The 16,573-nt window shown below is 64.3% G+C and carries 17 protein-coding genes; 6 read left to right on the top strand and 11 right to left on the bottom strand.

Annotated elements, in window-relative coordinates; genetic code table 11:
- The first annotated feature begins 5 nt into the window (after positions 1-5).
- Genes ABRP30_RS15995 through ABRP30_RS15975 form a run of 5 tightly spaced genes read left to right on the top strand, consistent with a single transcriptional unit; the run spans position 6 to position 4,143 of the window.
- Positions 6-686, top strand: a complete 681-nt coding sequence (locus tag ABRP30_RS15995; protein WP_349975734.1) for an iron-containing redox enzyme family protein — start codon at positions 6-8, stop codon at positions 684-686.
- Positions 673-1,479: an SDR family oxidoreductase gene (locus ABRP30_RS15990; protein ID WP_349975735.1), complete on the top strand. Its 807-nt coding sequence runs from the start codon at positions 673-675 to the stop codon at positions 1,477-1,479. Before ABRP30_RS15995 ends, ABRP30_RS15990 begins: the two co-directional genes overlap by 14 nt.
- Positions 1,476-2,117: a hypothetical protein gene (locus ABRP30_RS15985; protein WP_349975736.1), complete on the top strand. Its 642-nt coding sequence runs from the start codon at positions 1,476-1,478 to the stop codon at positions 2,115-2,117. Before ABRP30_RS15990 ends, ABRP30_RS15985 begins: the two co-directional genes overlap by 4 nt.
- 2 nt (positions 2,118-2,119) lie before the next feature.
- Positions 2,120-2,782: a response regulator gene (locus ABRP30_RS15980; RefSeq protein ID WP_267816586.1), complete on the top strand. Its 663-nt coding sequence runs from the start codon at positions 2,120-2,122 to the stop codon at positions 2,780-2,782.
- Complete coding sequence (locus ABRP30_RS15975) at positions 2,779-4,143, top strand: ATP-binding protein (protein ID WP_349975737.1); 1,365 nt, start codon at positions 2,779-2,781, stop codon at positions 4,141-4,143. The genes ABRP30_RS15980 and ABRP30_RS15975 overlap by 4 nt, the downstream gene beginning before the upstream one ends.
- Here the strand turns inward: ABRP30_RS15975 and chrA are convergent.
- Positions 4,118-5,344 carry a chromate efflux transporter gene (gene chrA / locus ABRP30_RS15970; RefSeq protein ID WP_349975738.1) on the bottom strand — a complete coding sequence of 409 codons (1,227 nt, stop codon included), beginning with the start codon at positions 5,342-5,344 and terminating at the stop codon, positions 4,118-4,120. The genes ABRP30_RS15975 and chrA overlap by 26 nt on opposite strands.
- A 185-nt stretch (positions 5,345-5,529) precedes the next feature.
- Here chrA and ABRP30_RS15965 point away from each other — a divergent pair, with 185 nt between their 5' ends.
- Positions 5,530-6,090 (top strand): hypothetical protein, encoded by a 561-nt coding sequence (locus tag ABRP30_RS15965; RefSeq protein ID WP_349975739.1) that lies wholly within the window; start codon positions 5,530-5,532, stop codon positions 6,088-6,090.
- 18 nt (positions 6,091-6,108) lie between these two features.
- Here the strand turns inward: ABRP30_RS15965 and ABRP30_RS15960 are convergent, their stop codons facing one another.
- The 10 genes from ABRP30_RS15960 to nikA all read right to left on the bottom strand — a co-directional run bounded on the left by ABRP30_RS15960 (position 6,109) and on the right by nikA (position 16,558).
- Positions 6,109-6,843 (bottom strand): proteasome-type protease, encoded by a 735-nt coding sequence (locus ABRP30_RS15960; RefSeq protein ID WP_349975740.1) that lies wholly within the window; start codon positions 6,841-6,843, stop codon positions 6,109-6,111.
- 77 nt (positions 6,844-6,920) lie between these two features.
- Positions 6,921-7,700, bottom strand: a complete 780-nt coding sequence (locus ABRP30_RS15955) for a transglutaminase family protein (protein ID WP_349975741.1) — start codon at positions 7,698-7,700, stop codon at positions 6,921-6,923.
- Positions 7,697-8,647 (bottom strand): alpha-E domain-containing protein, encoded by a 951-nt coding sequence (locus tag ABRP30_RS15950; RefSeq protein ID WP_241803769.1) that lies wholly within the window; start codon positions 8,645-8,647, stop codon positions 7,697-7,699. Before ABRP30_RS15950 ends, ABRP30_RS15955 begins: the two co-directional genes overlap by 4 nt.
- 3 nt (positions 8,648-8,650) lie before the next feature.
- Entirely contained in the window at positions 8,651-10,060 is a 1,410-nt protein-coding gene (locus ABRP30_RS15945; RefSeq protein ID WP_241803768.1) for a circularly permuted type 2 ATP-grasp protein, read from the bottom strand.
- A gap of 314 nt (positions 10,061-10,374) precedes the next feature.
- On the bottom strand, positions 10,375-11,421 hold the full coding sequence (locus tag ABRP30_RS15940) for a diguanylate cyclase (protein ID WP_349975882.1): 1,047 nt from the start codon (positions 11,419-11,421) through the stop codon (positions 10,375-10,377).
- 188 nt (positions 11,422-11,609) lie between these two features.
- Positions 11,610-12,431 carry a nickel import ATP-binding protein NikE gene (gene nikE / locus ABRP30_RS15935; RefSeq protein ID WP_267816576.1) on the bottom strand — a complete coding sequence of 274 codons (822 nt, stop codon included), beginning with the start codon at positions 12,429-12,431 and terminating at the stop codon, positions 11,610-11,612.
- Positions 12,428-13,198: a nickel import ATP-binding protein NikD gene (nikD, locus tag ABRP30_RS15930; protein ID WP_349975742.1), complete on the bottom strand. Its 771-nt coding sequence runs from the start codon at positions 13,196-13,198 to the stop codon at positions 12,428-12,430. Before nikD ends, nikE begins: the two co-directional genes overlap by 4 nt.
- Positions 13,199-14,044 carry a nickel ABC transporter permease subunit NikC gene (nikC, locus tag ABRP30_RS15925; RefSeq protein WP_349975743.1) on the bottom strand — a complete coding sequence of 282 codons (846 nt, stop codon included), beginning with the start codon at positions 14,042-14,044 and terminating at the stop codon, positions 13,199-13,201. It lies immediately after the preceding gene.
- Positions 14,041-14,982, bottom strand: a complete 942-nt coding sequence (gene nikB, locus ABRP30_RS15920) for a nickel ABC transporter permease subunit NikB (protein WP_241803764.1) — start codon at positions 14,980-14,982, stop codon at positions 14,041-14,043. The genes nikC and nikB overlap by 4 nt, the downstream gene beginning before the upstream one ends.
- Before the next feature lies 1 nt (position 14,983).
- A complete protein-coding gene (gene nikA, locus ABRP30_RS15915; protein ID WP_349975744.1) occupies positions 14,984-16,558 on the bottom strand; it encodes a nickel ABC transporter substrate-binding protein in 1,575 nt (524 codons plus the stop codon).
- Positions 16,559-16,573 lie beyond the last annotated feature (15 nt).

Below are 16,573 nucleotides of genomic sequence, written 5' to 3'. Positions count from 1 at the left end.
CTGCCATGTCTTTTTTCGACACGCTGCAACTGCAAACCACCCAGGAGCGCCAGGCCCTGTTCGCCGTGCCGGTCATACGCGATGCGTTGGCGGGCCACGTCAGCCTCGACAGCTATGTGGCCTTCCTGGCCCAGGCATACCACCATGTACGCCACACCGTGCCGCTGATGATGGCGTGCGGGGCGCGCCTGCCTTCGCGCCTGGAATGGCTGCGCGGCGCTGTGTGCGAATACATCGAGGAGGAGTATGGCCACGAGCAGTGGATCCTCAATGACATCAATGCCTGTGGCGGTGACTGGGAAGCGGTGCGTGACGCTCGGCCAGCACTGCCGATCGAGCTGATGGTCGCGTACCTTTACGACCTGATCGCCCGTGGCAACCCGGTCGGGCTGTTTGGCATGGTCAATGTGCTCGAAGGCACCAGCGTTGCCTTGGCCACCCAGGCTGCCGGCACGATCCAGACCACGTTGGCGTTGCCGGACCGGGCCTTCAGTTACCTCAGCTCCCACGGTGCTCTCGACCAGGACCATATGGTCACTTACAAGCGCCTGATGGACCGCCTTGATGACGCTGATGACCAGCGCGCTGTGATCCATGCGGCCAAAGTGGTTTATCGCCTGTATACCGACATGTTCCTGGGGCTGCCGCGTGCGGGCCTGCATGAGGTGCGTCATGCGCTTGCCTGAGTGCGTAGTGATACTCACCGGCGCCAGCGGAGGCATCGGCCTGGAGTTGGCCGAACAGTTGTGCGCAGACGGTGCCCGGGTGTTGGCGGTGAGCCGGCAGATGGGCAAACTCGCCGGCCTGATGAACCGTTACCACGACAGGCTGCTGTGGCAGTCGGCCGACCTGCGCAGCCATCAGGGGCGTGAACAGGTGCTTGCCCGCGCCCGGGCGATGGGGGGCGTCAACGTCCTGATCAATGCTGCAGGCGTGAACCGCTTTGCCCTGCTTGATCAACTAGACGAGCAGGCGCTGGACGAACTGCTGGACATCAACCTCAAAGCCGCGGTGCAACTGACCCGTGTGTGCCTGCCGCTGCTGCGCGAACAACCCCGGGCGATGGTGGTCAACGTCGGCTCCACCTACGGCTCGATCGGTTACCCAGGTTACGCCACCTACTGCGCCAGCAAATTCGCCCTGCGCGGTTTTTCCGAGGCGCTGCGCCGGGAGCTGGCCGATACCTCGGTGAATGTCATGTACGCCGCACCCCGGGCAACCCGCACCGCGATGAACAGCACCGCCGCCACGGCGCTCAACCAGGCACTGAAGGTCGGCATGGACGACCCTGCGGATGTGGCCCGCGCGGTGCTCAAGGCCGTGCAGTCAGAACGCAACGAGCTGTACCTGGGGTGGCCGGAAAAGCTCTTCGTACGCATCAACGGCATGTTGCCCGGTGTGGTCGACCGTGCGCTGCGCAAGCAACTGCCGGTGATCCGTCGATACATCGCCAGTCATTCCAAGGAGTCGCTCAAATGAAAGGTCTGTTCATCGCTGGCCTGCTGGCCTTCGCACCGCTCACCTGGGCGCTGGACCAGGCTGGCAGCCAACAACTGGCTGACTTGCAACAGCGCTGGGCGCAGATTCAGTACCAGATGCCTGAAGGCAAGCGCGCCGAGGCGTTCGAGAGACTGGCAAGCGACGCCTCCACGCTGGTTCATCAGCACCCTGGCTCGGCCGAACCCTTGATCTGGGAGGGCATCATCAATAGCAGTTGGGCAGGTGCCATTGGCGGGCTGGGGGCGTTGGGCAAGGTCAAGTCGGCCAAGGCCAGCCTGGAAGAGGCGATCAAACTCGACCCCAGTGCCCTGCAGGGCTCGGCGTATACCAGCCTGGGTACCTTGTATGACCAGGTGCCCGGCTGGCCTATCGGTTTTGGTGACAGCGACAAGGCCGACACCTTGTTGCGCAAGGCGCTGCAGATCAACCCCAATGGTATCGACAGCAACTACTTCTGGGCCGATCATCTGTTCCGGCAAAAGCGCTATGCGCAGGCCACTGCCGCCCTGGAAAAAGCCCGGCAGGCGCCGCCACGCCCGGGACGCGAGTTGGCCGACCAAGGCCGGCGCGGTGATATCGATGCTTTACTCAAGGCCATCAAGGACAAACAGGACTGAACATGCGGCTGCTGCTGGTTGAGGATGATACCGCCCTGGGTGAGGGGATCTGCGACGGGTTGCGCCAGGAGGGTTATACCCTCGACTGGTTGCGCGATGGCCTGAGCGGGCTGCATGCCCTGCAAAACGAAATGTTCGACCTGGTGATCCTCGACCTCGGCCTGCCGCGCCTGGGTGGCATCGAGTTGCTGCGACGGGTCAGGGCAGGGGGCGACAGCCTGCCGGTGCTGATCCTTACCGCGCGCGATGCCACCGAGGATCGCATCATCGGCCTGGATGCCGGTGCCGACGACTACCTGGTCAAGCCCTTTGACCTCAACGAGCTCAAGGCTCGGCTGCGCGCCTTGCTCAGGCGCAGTGCCGGCCGGGCCACGGTGCTCATCGAGCACGCAGGCGTAAGCCTTGACCCTGCCACTCAGCAGGTGCACTACAACGGTGTACCTGTGGTACTGACGCCCAAGGAGTATCGGCTGCTGCACGAGCTGCTGGCGCAACCGGGCAAAGTGTTCACCCGTGAGCGGCTGACCCAGCTGCTGTACGGCTGGGACGAGGAGCCTGAAAGCAACACGCTGGAAGTGAACATCTATCACCTGCGCAAGAAGCTGTTCAACGGCCTGATCCGCACGGTGCGCGGTATCGGGTATCTGGTCGAGGGCAAGCTATGAGCTCGCTGCGCCAGCGTACGCTGTGGCGGGTGATGGCGCTGATGCTGCTCGGCACCGGTTTGTTGGCGCTGTACAACTATCACGACAGCCGGCGCGAGATCAACGAAGTCTACGATGCCCACATGGCTCAGAATGCCCGGCTGCTGCAGGGTGTCATGAACCTGCCGGTGCAGGATGGCAATCGCGAAAAACTGTATCGGGCGTTCAACGAAGCGTTGGGCAAGGCCGGGCGCCATCGCGTGGGCCACCCCTATGAAAGCAAGCTGGCGTTCCAGGTATGGGGAGAAGGAGGGCGGCTGCTGGTGCACACGCCCAGTGCGCCGACGCTCGACGCACCGCCCACGGCCCCTGGCTTTTATGATTTCGCCAGCGGTGGCGAGCAATGGCGTGGCTTCGTTCTACCGGTGCCCGAGAAGCAGTGGGTGATCTGGGTGGGTGAGCGCGACGATGTGCGCTACGACCTGATCGACCGCATCGTGCGCCATACCCTGTTACCGTTTCTGCTCGGCAGCCTGGGCCTGGTAGTGCTGGTCTGGGCAGCCATCGGCTGGGGATTGCGGCCGTTGCAGAACATGGCCGATGTGATTCGTGCGCGCCATGCCGACTCCCTGGAGCCTTTGCAACTGGTGCCGTTGCCGACCGAACTGGAACCCATGCAGGCTGCCATCAACCGCCTGCTGGCGCAGATCGAGGACCTGTTGCGGCGCGAGCATCGGTTCATCGCAGACGCCGCCCATGAGATGCGCACCCCGCTGGCGATCCTGCGCCTGCATGCGCAAAACGCACAAGCCGCCACTACCGATGCCGAGCGCCAGAAAGCCTTGGGCTTTCTGATTGGCGGTGTGGACCGGCTGACCCGGGTAGTCAACCAGTTGCTGACCTTGGCCCGTGTCGAGCCGCGCCTCGGTCAGCGTCCCACCGCCCTTGTCGACCTGAGCGAAGTGGTCACCGATGTGCTGGCGGATCTCACACCCTGGATACTGGACCGCGGCCTGGAGCCCTCGCTGGATATCAGCGAGGGTGACCACGGTTTGCTGATCGATGCTGGTGCGTTGGCCATCGCCCTGCAGAACCTGGTGTCCAATGCAGTGGAGCATTCACCGCCCGGTGGGCGCATCACCGTATCACTCAAGCGCCTGGCCAATCGCCTCGAACTGGTTGTCGAAGATGAAGGGCCGGGCATCGACGAGGCCAACCTCGGGCGGGTGTTCGAGCGCTTCTACAGCCGCAATAGCCCCAATGGGGCAGGGCTTGGGCTCTCGATCGTGGCTACCATCACCGAGCGCATGGGCGGCCAGGTGCGCCTTGAGAACAGGGCCAGCGGCGGGCTGGCAGCTACCCTGACGTTTGCATTGCAGTAAGCAGCCAGCCAAACAGGCCGCAGCCCAGGACCACCAGCCAGGGTGGCATCTTCCAGAACATCAGGGCCACGAGGGCTGTAAGCGCAAAAGCAAAGTCCGATGGCGTGGCAATGGCGCTCGTCCAGACCGGGTGGTACAGGGCGGCTAACAGCAGCCCTACCACGCTTGCGTTCACACCACCCATCGCGGCCTGGCTACGCGCGCTGTGCCGCAGTGTTTGCCAGAAGGGCAAGACGCCGACCACCAGCAGGAAGGAGGGGGTGAAAATGGCCAGAATGCAGACCGTAGCGCCCACCCAGCCGGAGGGCTGCACGGTCATGGATGCCCCCAGAAATGCCGCAAAGGTGAAGAGGGGCCCCGGTACCGCCTGTGCCAGGCCATAACCCGCCAGGAAGGTGTCGTTGCTGACCCAGCCGTTGGGCACTGTCGCCGACTGCAGCAGCGGCAGCACCACATGCCCGCCACCGAAGACGAGTGAGCCTGCATTGTAGAAGGCGTTCACCATCGCCAGGACCTGCGACGGCCAGACCTGGGCCAGCAGCGGTAGCCCGAGCAACAGAGCAAAGAACACTGTCAGCGCGATCAGGCCGGTTTTGCGGCTGACTGAAAACGGTAGTTTTTCCGCTGCCGGAGGTGGCGTGGACTTGAACAGCACCCAGCCTGCCAAGGCAGAACACACGATCACGCTGGTCTGCCCCAGCGCAGTGGGCCACACAAGCGCCGCGCAGGTGGCGCACAAGGCGATGGTCACACGCGCAACATCGGTGCAAAGGCTGCGTGCCATGCCCCACACCGCCTGGGCGACAACCGCGACTGCAACGATCTTCAGTCCGTGCAGCAAACCACCAGGGGCGGCGCCGCCCCATGCCGAGATGCCCTGGGCCAACAGGATCAGCATGATGGCCGATGGCAATGTGAAGCCTGCCCAGGCTGCCACCGCGCCCGCAAAACCTGCGCGTGAGAGGCCAAGGCCTATCCCGACCTGGCTGCTCGCCGGGCCGGGGAGGACCTGGCACAGGGCGACCAGTTCGGCGTAACTGCGTTCACTGAGCCATTGGCGGCGCGATACCAACGCTTCGCGAAAGTAGCCCAGGTGGGCAATGGGGCCACCGAAAGAAGTCAGCCCCAGGCGCAGGAAAATCAGAAAGACCGACCAGGCAGAGTCGCAGGACTTCACCTCGCTGTTACTGCGTTCTGACATGCAGGCTCCTTGGATTGATGTCGCCGCTGTTTTCCTGGGGCGCAACCACCTGCGTCGGGCGCAGGGTGGCGTCCGGGATCACAGGCACTGAAAATCCCACGCCACGCCCAAACTACCGACTCATTTTTTCAAAGTTTGCTGTGCGCCGCCTACGCTGTCCAGAACAGTGGCTGGCAGGAAGCACCATGAGCAATTTCCCTATCGTTGCTACCGTCCTCTCGATGATCTTGGGGCTGTCGGTCACCCGCCTGCTGCTGGGCGCGCTGACGGTCTTTCGTATTCGGCGCAGCGCTGCCCCTGATTGGGTGGCCCTGGTCTGGGCGGTCATGCTCTTCACCACGCAGATGGATTTCTGGTGGGCGGTCAATGCACTGCCACAAGTAAGGGCGACCTTCTCGTTCCAGGAATTTCTGCTGCTGGTGCTGCTGGCGCTTTCGCTGTTCGTTTCCTCGGCGCTGATGTTGCCCAGCCGAAGCGAGGACGAAGTGGGAGGGCTGCGCCTGTACTTCGAGCAGGATGGCCGGTACGCGCTGTTGTTCCTGTCGGGCTATTACCTGCTTGGGCTCATCGTCAACATTTTGCTGTTCGGTGTCTCGCCGCTGGCGCTTTGGGGCGCCGTTGACGTGGTGATGATCGTGATCCCCCTGTGCGTGTTCGCAGCCCGCTCGCGGAGGGCCTATTCGCTGCTGACCGTGGTATTCGTGCCTATCAACATTGCGGACCTGGTGATAACACTACTGGCGTGACCGAGGGTTGGCCCCGGCTCATTTGGCCATGAAGCCCGGCGGTGGCGGGGTAAGCTCGCCCAGCAGGCTTTTCAAACCGTCACCCCATTGTTTGCGGATATGGCTGTAGTAGGGGTCGTCTTGATGGATGCGCACCGGCTCCCTGGCCGTGAGGCTGTCCTTGCCATACACCAAAAGGTCCAGCGGCATGCCGACCGACAGGTTGCTGCGAATGGTCGAGTCGAATGAGATCAAGCCGCAGCGCAGCGCTTCGTCCAAGGGCGTGTCGTAGGTCAGGTTGCGGTCGAGAATCGGTCTGCCGTACTTGCTCTCGCCCAATTGCAGGAACGGCGTGTCCGGCGTTGCCTGGAAGAAGTTGCCTTGGGCGTAGACGTTGTAGATGCCCATGGCGCTGCCCGCGATCTGACCGCCCACCATGAACGAGGCGCTCAGGTCGATCTGCGCCGTCAGCTTGCTGCGGTCACGGGTGATGACTTCGCGAAGGGTTTCGGCCACCAGTGCCGCCGCGTCGTAGAGCGTGCCGACGTTCAGCAGGTGGCTGCCGGTACCTCGGCTACGTTGCTCAAGCAGGTTGACCACCGATTGCGAGGTGGCAAGGTTGCCGGCGGTCTGCAGGACGATCAGCCGGTCCCCCGGCACGCTGAAAACGAACAGTTTGCGAAACGTGGATATCTGGTCGATCCCGGCATTGGTACGGGAGTCGCAGATGAATACCAGCCCGTCCGCCAAATGCATAGCGACGCAGTAGGTCATGCTTTCTACCTTGTTCTTGGAATGGAGCGGCCCCGCCGCGCAGGGCGCGACGGGGCCGTTAGCGTTGCGCCAGGCGCTTACTGGCGGTGCACGTGGACGCTGGCCTGCATGGATTCGACGCCGCCACCGCGGCGCACGCCCCGGACCGGGCAGGCGTCGAGGTAATCCAGGCCGACCGCCAGTTTCAGGTGCCGTTCGGGCCGGGTGAGGCGGTTGGTGACGTCGAAGCTGTACCAGGCATCATCGATCCAGGCTTCGGCCCACGCGTGGCTGGCCAGGTGGGTTTCGTCTTCGGTGCACAGGTAGCCGGACACGTAGCGCGCCGGGACGCCCAGGCTACGGGCGCAGGCCAGGAAGGCGTGGGTATGGTCCTGGCACACCCCGGCGGCGCCGGCAAATGACTCGCTGGCGGTGGTGCCCACCGAAGTAGCCCCCGGGCTGTAGGGCATATGGTCGGCCAGCCCTTGCATCAGGGCGGTCAGCGCGCCCCGGTCGCGGCGCTCGCCGCACTGCTGGGTGGCAAAGGCCTTGAGTGCGTCACTGGCCTGGGTGAGGTGGCTGCTGCGCAGAAAAGGCAGGGGCGACTGGCCGCCGGCCTCGTGTTCACAGGCCGGGTCGATTTCTACCTGGCCACTGGCGGTAAGGGCCAGGTGGCCATGGGGTTTGTCCAGGGTCAGTACGTGCAGGATATTGCCATACGGGTCGATCTGGCTGTTCACCTTGCAGGGCAGGTCCAGTTGCCACTCGAGGATGCGCTGGCGCTCGCTGCTGCGTGGTGTCAGGCGCAGGAACTGGATGCTGTTGCACACGTCACTGGCGTAGCTGTAGGTGGTGTCGTGGCGAATGGACAGTTTCATACGACCTCCAGGTAGGAATTGTGCACTGTCTGGCCCAGTTGGTGGATGCGGCCGATGAAGTCGGTCAGCCACACGTGCAGCCCGGCTTCGAGAATCTCATCGATGGCGGTGTAGCGCAGCCGCGCGTTGAGTTCGGCAGCCATCCGTTGTGCGGCGCGGCCGGTAGTGCCAGGCAGCGCGGCGAGGATCTGGTCGAGCTCTTCGATGCAGGCATGCAATGAGCGTGGCACGTCGACGCGCAGCAGTAACAGCTCCGACACCGGCCGTGCGCTGGGCGCGTTGCGGTAGATTTCGTTGAAGGCTTCGTAGGACGTCAGCGCGCGCAACAAGGCGCTCCACTGGTAGTAACCCCTTGCCGAGTCGTCGCTGACCTCCTCGGAAGTTTCGCCGAACATTTCGTAGCGGGCGTCGAGCAGGCGCAGGGTGTTGTCCGCCCGCTCCAGGAAGGTGCCCAGGCGAATGAAGCTGTAGGCATCGTTGCGCATGATGGTGCCAGCGGTTGCGCCGCGGAACAGGTGGGAGCGTTCCTTGACCCAGTCGCAGAACTGGCTGATGCCATAGCGTCCAAGGCCATTGCTGGCGATGTTGCGCATTTCGATCCAGGTGGCGTTGATGTTTTCCCACATGTCGGCGGTTATGCGCCCACGCACCGCATGGGCGTTGGTGCGCGCTGCCTGCAGGCAGCAATAGATGCTGCTGGGGTTGTTCGCGTCCAGCGCAAAGAAGTGCAGCATGCGCTCGGTGTCCAGCTCGGCGTGCTTGCGGATGTAATCGTCCAGCGTGCCGGATGCCAGCAGCGACATGGCGAGCTCTGTGTGGCCATCCGAACGGCCGGCTTGCGGCATCAGCGACAGCGAGTAGCTGACCTCGAGCATGCGCGCGAGGTTTTCGGCGCGCTCCAGGTAGCGGGACATCCAGTACAGGTCGGAAGCGGTTCTCGAAAGCATGGCTCAGTCCTCCACCACCCAGGTGTCCTTGGTGCCGCCGCCCTGCGACGAGTTGACCACCAGCGAGCCTTCCTGCAGTGCAACGCGGGTCAGGCCGCCGGGCACCAGGCGCGTTTCGCTGCCTGACAGCACGAACGGACGCAGGTCGATGTGGCGCGGCGCGATACCGCTTTCGACGAAAGTCGGGCAGGTGGACAGGCACAGCGTGGGCTGAGCGATGTAGGCGTGCGGGCGCGCCTTGATGCGGGCACGGAAGTCCTCGATTTGCGCCGCCGTTGCAGCGGGGCCGACCAACATGCCATAGCCGCCGGAGCCTTGGGTTTCCTTGACCACCAGCTCGGGCAGATGGGCCAGAACGTGGGACAGGTCCTGTGGCTTGCGGCATTGCCAGGTGGGCACGTTCTTCAGGATCGGCTCCTCGCTCAGGTAGAAGCGGATCATCTCGTCGACGTAGGGGTAGATCGACTTGTCGTCGGCAACGCCGGTGCCCACCGCGTTGGCCAGCACGACGTTGCCAGCCCGGTACACCGAGATCAGCCCCGGTACCCCCAGCATCGAATCAGGGTTGAACGACAGGGGGTCGAGGTATTCGTCGTCCAGGCGGCGGTAGATCACGTCCACTTGCTGCGGGCCTGCGGTGGTGCGCATGTAGAGGTGGTCGTTGCGCACGAACAGGTCGGCGCCTTCGACCAGCTCGATGCCCATCTCCCGCGCCAGGAAGGCGTGCTCGAAGTAGGCACTGTTGAAGCGCCCGGGGGTAAGCACCACGGCGGTCGGATTGTCCAGCGGGCTGGCACTCTTGAGTGTGTCGAGCAGCAGGTTGGGGTAGTGGTCGATCGGTGCGATGCGTTGGGCGGCGAACAGTTCAGGGAACAGGCGCATCATCATCTTGCGGTCTTCGAGCATGTAGCTGACGCCGCTGGGGGTGCGCAGGTTATCTTCCAGTACGTAATACGTACCATCGCTGTCGCGTACCAAATCAACGCCGGCGATATGGGCGTACAGTCCGCGGTGCAGGTTCAGGCCCTGCATGGCGACCTGATAACCCTCGTTGGCCAGCACTTGCTCTGGCGCAATGATGCCGGCCTTGAGGATGCGCTGATCGTGGTAGATGTCCTGGAGGAACAGGTTCAGCGCCTGAACCCGCTGGATGCACCCACGTTCAACGATGCGCCATTCGCTGGCGCGGATGCTGCGCGGGATGATGTCGAAGGGGATCAACCGCTCGGTGTCCTGCTGGTCACCGTAGAGGGTGAAGGTGATACCGGCCCGGTGGAACAGCAGGTCGGCCTCATGCCGCCGTTGTTCCAACAGTTCCAGCGGTGTGTTCGCCAGCCAGCGGGCGAACTCCTGATAGTGCGGGCGGCAACTTCCGTTTGCCTCATACATTTCATTGAAAAAAGCCCGGGACATACCCACTCCTTGCCACGACTCGTCGGCAGTTTCGTTTCTCGCTTGCCAAGCGATCGGGAGAGGGCGTTGCAATGACGATGCCGGAACGGGCAGGTCGCAAGCGTCAGGAACAAAAATGGCTCTGGAGCAGCGTGAGTGCGCTTGTTGCTATCAATATCGCGACAATATCAGGCGATTTGACGGAGGTTGGCGTGGGCGGAGCGCGCCGCCGGCCGCAGCTTGCTGCATCAAATGGGTGCACTCCCGGGTTTACCGAAAAAGTCGAACCAAATCAGGGCAAGCGGTCAGGCGTCAGGCCCTGGCCAGCCGTACCATCAGGCGGTTGCATGCCTGTGGTCGACAACCGTCACGCGGTTGCGGCCCGATGCCTTGGAACGGTACATGGCCTTGTCGGCACTGCTGAGCAAGGTATCGAGTTCACTGGCGGGGGCTTTGGCGAAGGCCAGGCCTATGCTGGCGGTAACGGCGTGTTCGCTGTTGACGCTCAGCTTTGCGATCAAGGTCCGCAGGCGCTCGGCGATCTCGCTGGCAGTGGCCAGAGGCGTGTCGGGTAGCAGGATGGCGAATTCTTCGCCGCCCAGCCTGCCAGCGATATCGTCAGCACGCAGGCTGGCGCTGATGGCTGCACCGATCCGTTGCAACACCTGGTCGCCCGCCGCATGCCCGGCGGTGTCGTTGATCTGTTTGAAATGGTCGACGTCCAGCATCAGCACGGCTACGTACGTCTGCGCCTCCTGGCACAGGGTGTGCTGCGCCAGGGCGCAGTCAAAGAAGGCACGCCGGTTGTTCAAGCCGGTCAACTCGTCCGTGCATGAGGCCACGATGGCAAGGCGGTGTGCGCGCTCCATTTCATGCCTGAGGCGCCAGGCGGTGACCAGCGCTGAAGACAGGCTGTTCGTTGCATTGACCACGAACGAGGCGAACACCAGCACCGCCAGGGCGATGCCCTGTTGCAGCGCGGCTGGCTGCAGCAGCAGCCAGCCGGTGCAAGGCAGCAGTACCAAGGCGATCGAGACCAGGGTCATGTTGCGGTACGAGGAGTAACACGAGACTGCGCTGACGGACATGCCCACGGCAAACAGCATGATCAATGCCTGCCCCAACAGGTCGTCGGCAGGCATCACCGCCAGTGCGCCCAAGCCCCAGACTGCCGCGGACAACGCCAGGGTGGCCCAGTAGCGCCACTCCCAGCGTTCGGCCGTGCGTTGGCTGGCGGGGGCTCGCAGGTAGGCGACGAACATCGCGGTGCGCAGGGCCGTCGACAGGCTCAGCACTGTCATCCAGACGGCTACCGTTTGCTGGTCGAAACGCTCCCAGCCCAACCAGCACAGCATTGCCGCCGCCAGGAAACTGCCAAGCACAGCGGGTGCCGACTGGACGAACAGCTGGTGCAGGCGATCCGTCCTAACGCAGTGCGCTATCTCATCGCCTGGATTGAGCTCTGTCATGGCATCGGCCGCAATTCGTGATCGGTGGCGCATTGTGGCACTTTGCCTGCGCACTGGAAAAGCGTTCTGGCGTTCACGCCGGATGCACCCTCATGTTGGTGTCAGTGCATGCCGAGTGGCAGCGCTTGTCTTGCCTGCCTCTTGTCGGGCCGTACGGGCAACATGGCAGACTGTAGCTGCTTTCCAACGGGATGCTCGAAAACAGTGCCGTGCTCGACGGGCCGGTCCTCGACGATGCGACCAGCGTCCAGCAGCACGACCCGCTGGCAGAAGTACTGCACCAGGCTCAGGTCATGGCTGATCAGCACGAAGGCGGTGCCGCTGCGCTGGCGTAACGCCTCGAGCTGCTGCAGCGTTTGCAACTGCAATACCCGGTCCAGGTTCGACAACGCTTCGTCCAGCACCACCAGCTGCGGCGAGGCGGCCAGCGCTCGGGCGATGTTGGCACGCTGCAACTGGCCGCCACTCAACTGCTGCGGCAGCCGTTGCGCATGCTCGGCGCGCAGGCCCATGGCCTGCAGCAGTTCGAGCGTGCGCGCTTGCCGCTGGGCTTCATCCATGCCGGTGAGGTGGCGCAACGGTTCGGCGATGCTCCAGCCGATGCTGCGCTGCGGGTTGAAGGCACCGGGGGCGTCCTGGAACACCAGTTGCACGGTGCGCTGGAAGTCGCGCGCCTGCTCCCCCCGTAGCTGGCTGACATCCTGCCCGGCAAAACTCACCTGGCCCTGGGTCGGTTTTTCCAGCCCGAGCAGCAGCCGCGCCAGCGTACTTTTGCCGCTGCCACTGCTGCCCAGCAGGCCGACCGACTCACCGGCATGCAGTTGCAGCTCGATACCGTCGAGCACCTGCAGCCAGCCCCGTTTGCGCAACAGCCCCCCGGTGCGATAGCGATGGCTCAGGTGGTGGACGTGCAGCAGGCTCATGGCTGGCTCCCGCAAAGTATCTGGTGGGCGTGGAGGAGGGTACGGGCAGTGGCGCTGGCAGGGCGCTGGAAAAGCACATGCACCGGCTGGTACTCGACGACGCGGCCGGCTTCCATCACCGCCACCTGGTCTGCGCAGCGCGCCACCACGCCCATGTCGTGAGTGACCAGCAATACCCCCAGCCCATGGACCTGCACCAGTTCCATCAACAGGTCGAGAAAACGCGCCTGGCTCAGGGCATCGAGGTCACTTGTGGGTTCATCGGCCAGGAGGAACGGGGTTTCGGCCATGAGCGCCAGGGCGATCATCATCCGTTGCAGCATGCCCCCGCTGAGCTGAAAGGCGAACGATTGCAGCACCCGTTCACGGTCTGCCAGGCCCACCGCCTCCAGGCACTGGGCCATCCGCGCACGGGCTTGCGTACCGGTGACTCCGCGCTGCCGGAGCGTCTCCAGGCCGTGGCTGGCCATGTTGCGTACTGGGTTGAAGGCGCTGCGCGGGTTTTGCAGTACCAGACTGGCCAGGCGGCCACGGGCACTGCTGGCAGCCAGCGGCTGGCCATCGAGCAGCAACTGCCCTTGGGTGCGGGACAGGCCTGGTGGCAGCAGGTCGAGCGCACCAAGGCAACTGAGGGATTTGCCCGAGCCACTGGCACCGACCAACGTGCAGACTTCGCCGCGGCGCAGTTGCAAGTCGACGCCGTGCACCAGCACGCCGGCCTGCGCCTCTATGCGCAGGCCGCGGATTTCAAGGACCGACGGGTTCATTCAATGGCGCTCCTGTGTAGGGTCCAGGCGGTCGCGCAGCGCATCGCCCAACAGGTTGAAGGCCATCACCGAGAAGAAGATCATCAGCCCTGGCAACAGCAGCAGTTGCGGGTGCGTCCAGATGAACTCCTTGGCGTCGTTGATCATCACGCCCCATTCGGCGGTGGGCGGCGCCACTCCAAGGCCGAGGAACGACAGGCCGGAGACGTGCAGCATCATGTGGCCGATGTCCATGGTCGCCAGCACCAGCAGGGGGCCGGCGATGTTGGGCAGCACATGCTGGCGCAGCCGCGTCCAGCGTGAGGCGCCGGCCAGGCGTGCAACCAATACGTACTCGCGACCGCGCTGGGCAATCACCAGGCCACGCACCATGCGTGCATACCAGGCCCAGTGGGACAGTGCGATGGCGATGATCACGTTGCTAAGGCCTGTGCCCAGCAAGGTGACGAAGAAGAATGCCAGTACCAGGGTGGGGAAGGTCATGAACATGTCGCACACGCGCATCACCAGCAGGTCGGTGCGCCCGCCGACGAACCCGGCCACGCCGCCGACCGCGAGGCCAAGCGCCAGCACCAGCGCCAGGGTCAGCATCACGCTGCCCAAGGACAGCCGCGTGCCGACGATCAGCCGTGAAAGCAAGTCGCGCCCGAGGTGGTCGGTGCCCAGCCAGTGGTTGGCGTCGGGCGCCTGCAAGCGCCGGCCGAGGTCGACCAGGTCGGGGTCATGCGGGGCGATCCACTGGCCGAACAGCGCCAGCATTACCAGCAGGCCGACCAGGACCAGGCCGATCGTCAGGCTCGGGCGGCGCAGCAGCCAGGGCTGACGCAGGGCAGACAGCGCACTCATGCGTTCACCCCTTCCAGCCGGCTGCGAGGATCAAGCCAGGCGTAGCAGACATCGACGACCAGGTTGCAGATCATCAGCAGGCCGGTCAGCAGCAGGGTGAAGCACTGCATCACCGGGAAGTCGCGGTTCAGCACTGCTGACACCGCAAAACGGCCAACGCCGGGCCAGGCGAAGATGGTCTCGATCACCAGTGCGCCGCCGATCAGTTCGCCGATGTGCATGCCGGTGGCCGTTACCAGCGGCAACCAGGCATTGCGCAGGATATGGTCGCGCCAGACGTGCCGCTCGGGCAGGCCGCGGGCACGGGCATAGGTGACGTGGCGTTGCCCGCCGGCTTCCAGCAGGCTGGCACGCAGCAGACGGGCGTTGATCGACATCGACATCAGGGCGATCGCCAGCACTGGCATGACCAGGTGCCCGGCCCCCCCGCGCCCCAGCGGTGGCAGCCAGCCCAGCCACAGGGAAAACAGCGCGATCAGCAGAAATGCCAGCCAGAAATTGGGCATGGACACTCCCAGGAAGGTCACTGCCCGCACGGCGTGGTCGGGCCAGCGCCCTTGCCAACGGGCCGCCAGCAGCCCCAGCGGGATCGACAGCAGCAGCGTGCAGGCCAACGCCAGGCCGCCGAGTTGCAGGGTGGCGGGCAGGTAGTAGAGCAGGTCATCGAGCACTGGCCGGCCGGTGATGTAGGAGATGCCGAAGTCCAGGTGCACGGCGTTCCACAGCCAGCTCAGGTATTGCGCATACAAGGGGCGATCCAGCCCCAGGGTATGGCGAACTTCGGCGATGGCTGCGTCGGTCGGTGGAATGTGCGAAAGCCGAAGGTAGTCCAGCGCCGGGTCGGTGCTGCCCAGGTGCAGCAGCACGAACACCAGCAACGACACGCCGAGCATGACCGGCACGAGCAGCGCCAGGCGCAGCAGGATGTAGCGCAACATGTCAGTCTTCCTGTTTCGGTGTCATGGTTTCGAACGGCACGTCGAACAAGGTGCTGCCGAACTGGACCTTGGCCACCGAGTCACGGCGCACGCTGATGGCCGTGAGGTGCGAGATGGGCAGGTAGACGGCCTGTTCGTGCAAGGTGGTGAGGATGAAGCGGTACTGCTCGGCACGCTGCTGCTCATCGGTGCTGGCCAGCACTTGGCCTATGCGCTTGTCCAGTTCGTCCTTGATGGCCAACCCACGCTGGGCCATGTAGTCGGCATGGCCGGCGTAGCGCATGGAGCTGACGAACGAGTGCGGGTCGTAGGGCGCACCCCAGGTGTCGGCGAAGATCATGCCGAAGTCGCCGTCGCGCTGGCGCCGCACCAGCGGCCCTTCTTCGACCGCACGCAGATCGATGTGGATACCGATTTTCGCCAACTCCCCCTGCAGGACTTCGGCCAGGCTCTTCTGCAAGGCACTGGTGCCGAGGAACACCAGTTCGATGGATAACGGTTCGCCGCCTTTGCTACGCACTGAAGCGCCTGGCGCCAGGACCCACCCGGCAGCGTCGAGCGCACGTGCGGCCAGGGCAGGGTCATAAGGGTAGGGCTTGAGGCCGATATCGGCGTACGGCATGTTGCTGGCGAACAGGGTGTCTGCCCGTGGCTCAAGGCCATAGAGGATCTTGTCGATGATGGCTTGCTTGTCCACCGCCTCGTTGATCGCCTGGCGTACGGCCAGCTCGCGGGTGGCGCCACGGCCGGTGTTCATCGCCAGCGTGCGGGTGGCCAGCGGCGCCGACAGTGCGGTGGCGAAGCCTTGCTCGCGCAGGCGCACGAACGTGCCGGCCGTGATCTCGCCAGCGGCGCCCTGGATCAGCTCGATTTCGCCGGCCTGCAGGGCCAGTGCGCGGCTGTTGGGGTCTGGGATGACCTTTACCATGACCTCGGCATAGGCCGGCTTTGGCCCCCAGTAATGGGGGTTGCGCACGAAGCGGTCGTATTCGCCCAGGCGCGATTCGGCGCGCATCCACGGGCCGGTCCCGGCGGGCTGGCCAGGTTTGGCCTGAGGCGAGGCAAAGCGTAAGGGGCGAACCTGGGCCAGTTCCATCAGCGTCGGGTAGTAGGGGTGCTTGAGTACCAGACGCAGGGTCAGGCGCTCAGGTGCTTCAACGTGGTCCAGGGTGGTCACCAGCTCCATCCAGCGGTGGCGCTGAGTGTTGGCCAGCACTGCGTCGAGGTTGGCTTTGGCTGCAGGCGCATCGAAGGGCGTGCCATCACTGAAGCGCACACCGTCACGCAGCGTGAATGTATAGGTCTTGCCGTCATTCGACACCTGCCAGGCCTCAGCCAGCCAAGGCTCCAGCGTACCGGCCGCGGTATAGCGCACCAGGGGTTCATAGACCATGGCCTGGGCGTACATCTGGTTCGGGGAGTAGCCACGCGGGTCGAGCGGCCCGGCATTCACAGGCCACGAGTACACCAGCCGTGGCCCTTGCTCGGCGGCGCTGCTGGCCGGTGCAACCGTGCACGCAGCAAGAAAAAGGAGGCCCAGGAGGGCGGGCTTTCGTTTACCTGGCTGCTGCTTCACACTGCGGTCCCCACT

The sequence above is a fragment of the Pseudomonas sp. WHRI 8519 genome (assembly GCF_040224055.2).
Lineage (GTDB): Bacteria > Pseudomonadota > Gammaproteobacteria > Pseudomonadales > Pseudomonadaceae > Aquipseudomonas > Aquipseudomonas putida_X.
The sequence above is the reverse complement of the archived record's forward strand: the minus strand, read 5'-3'. Positions and strand labels throughout refer to the sequence as shown.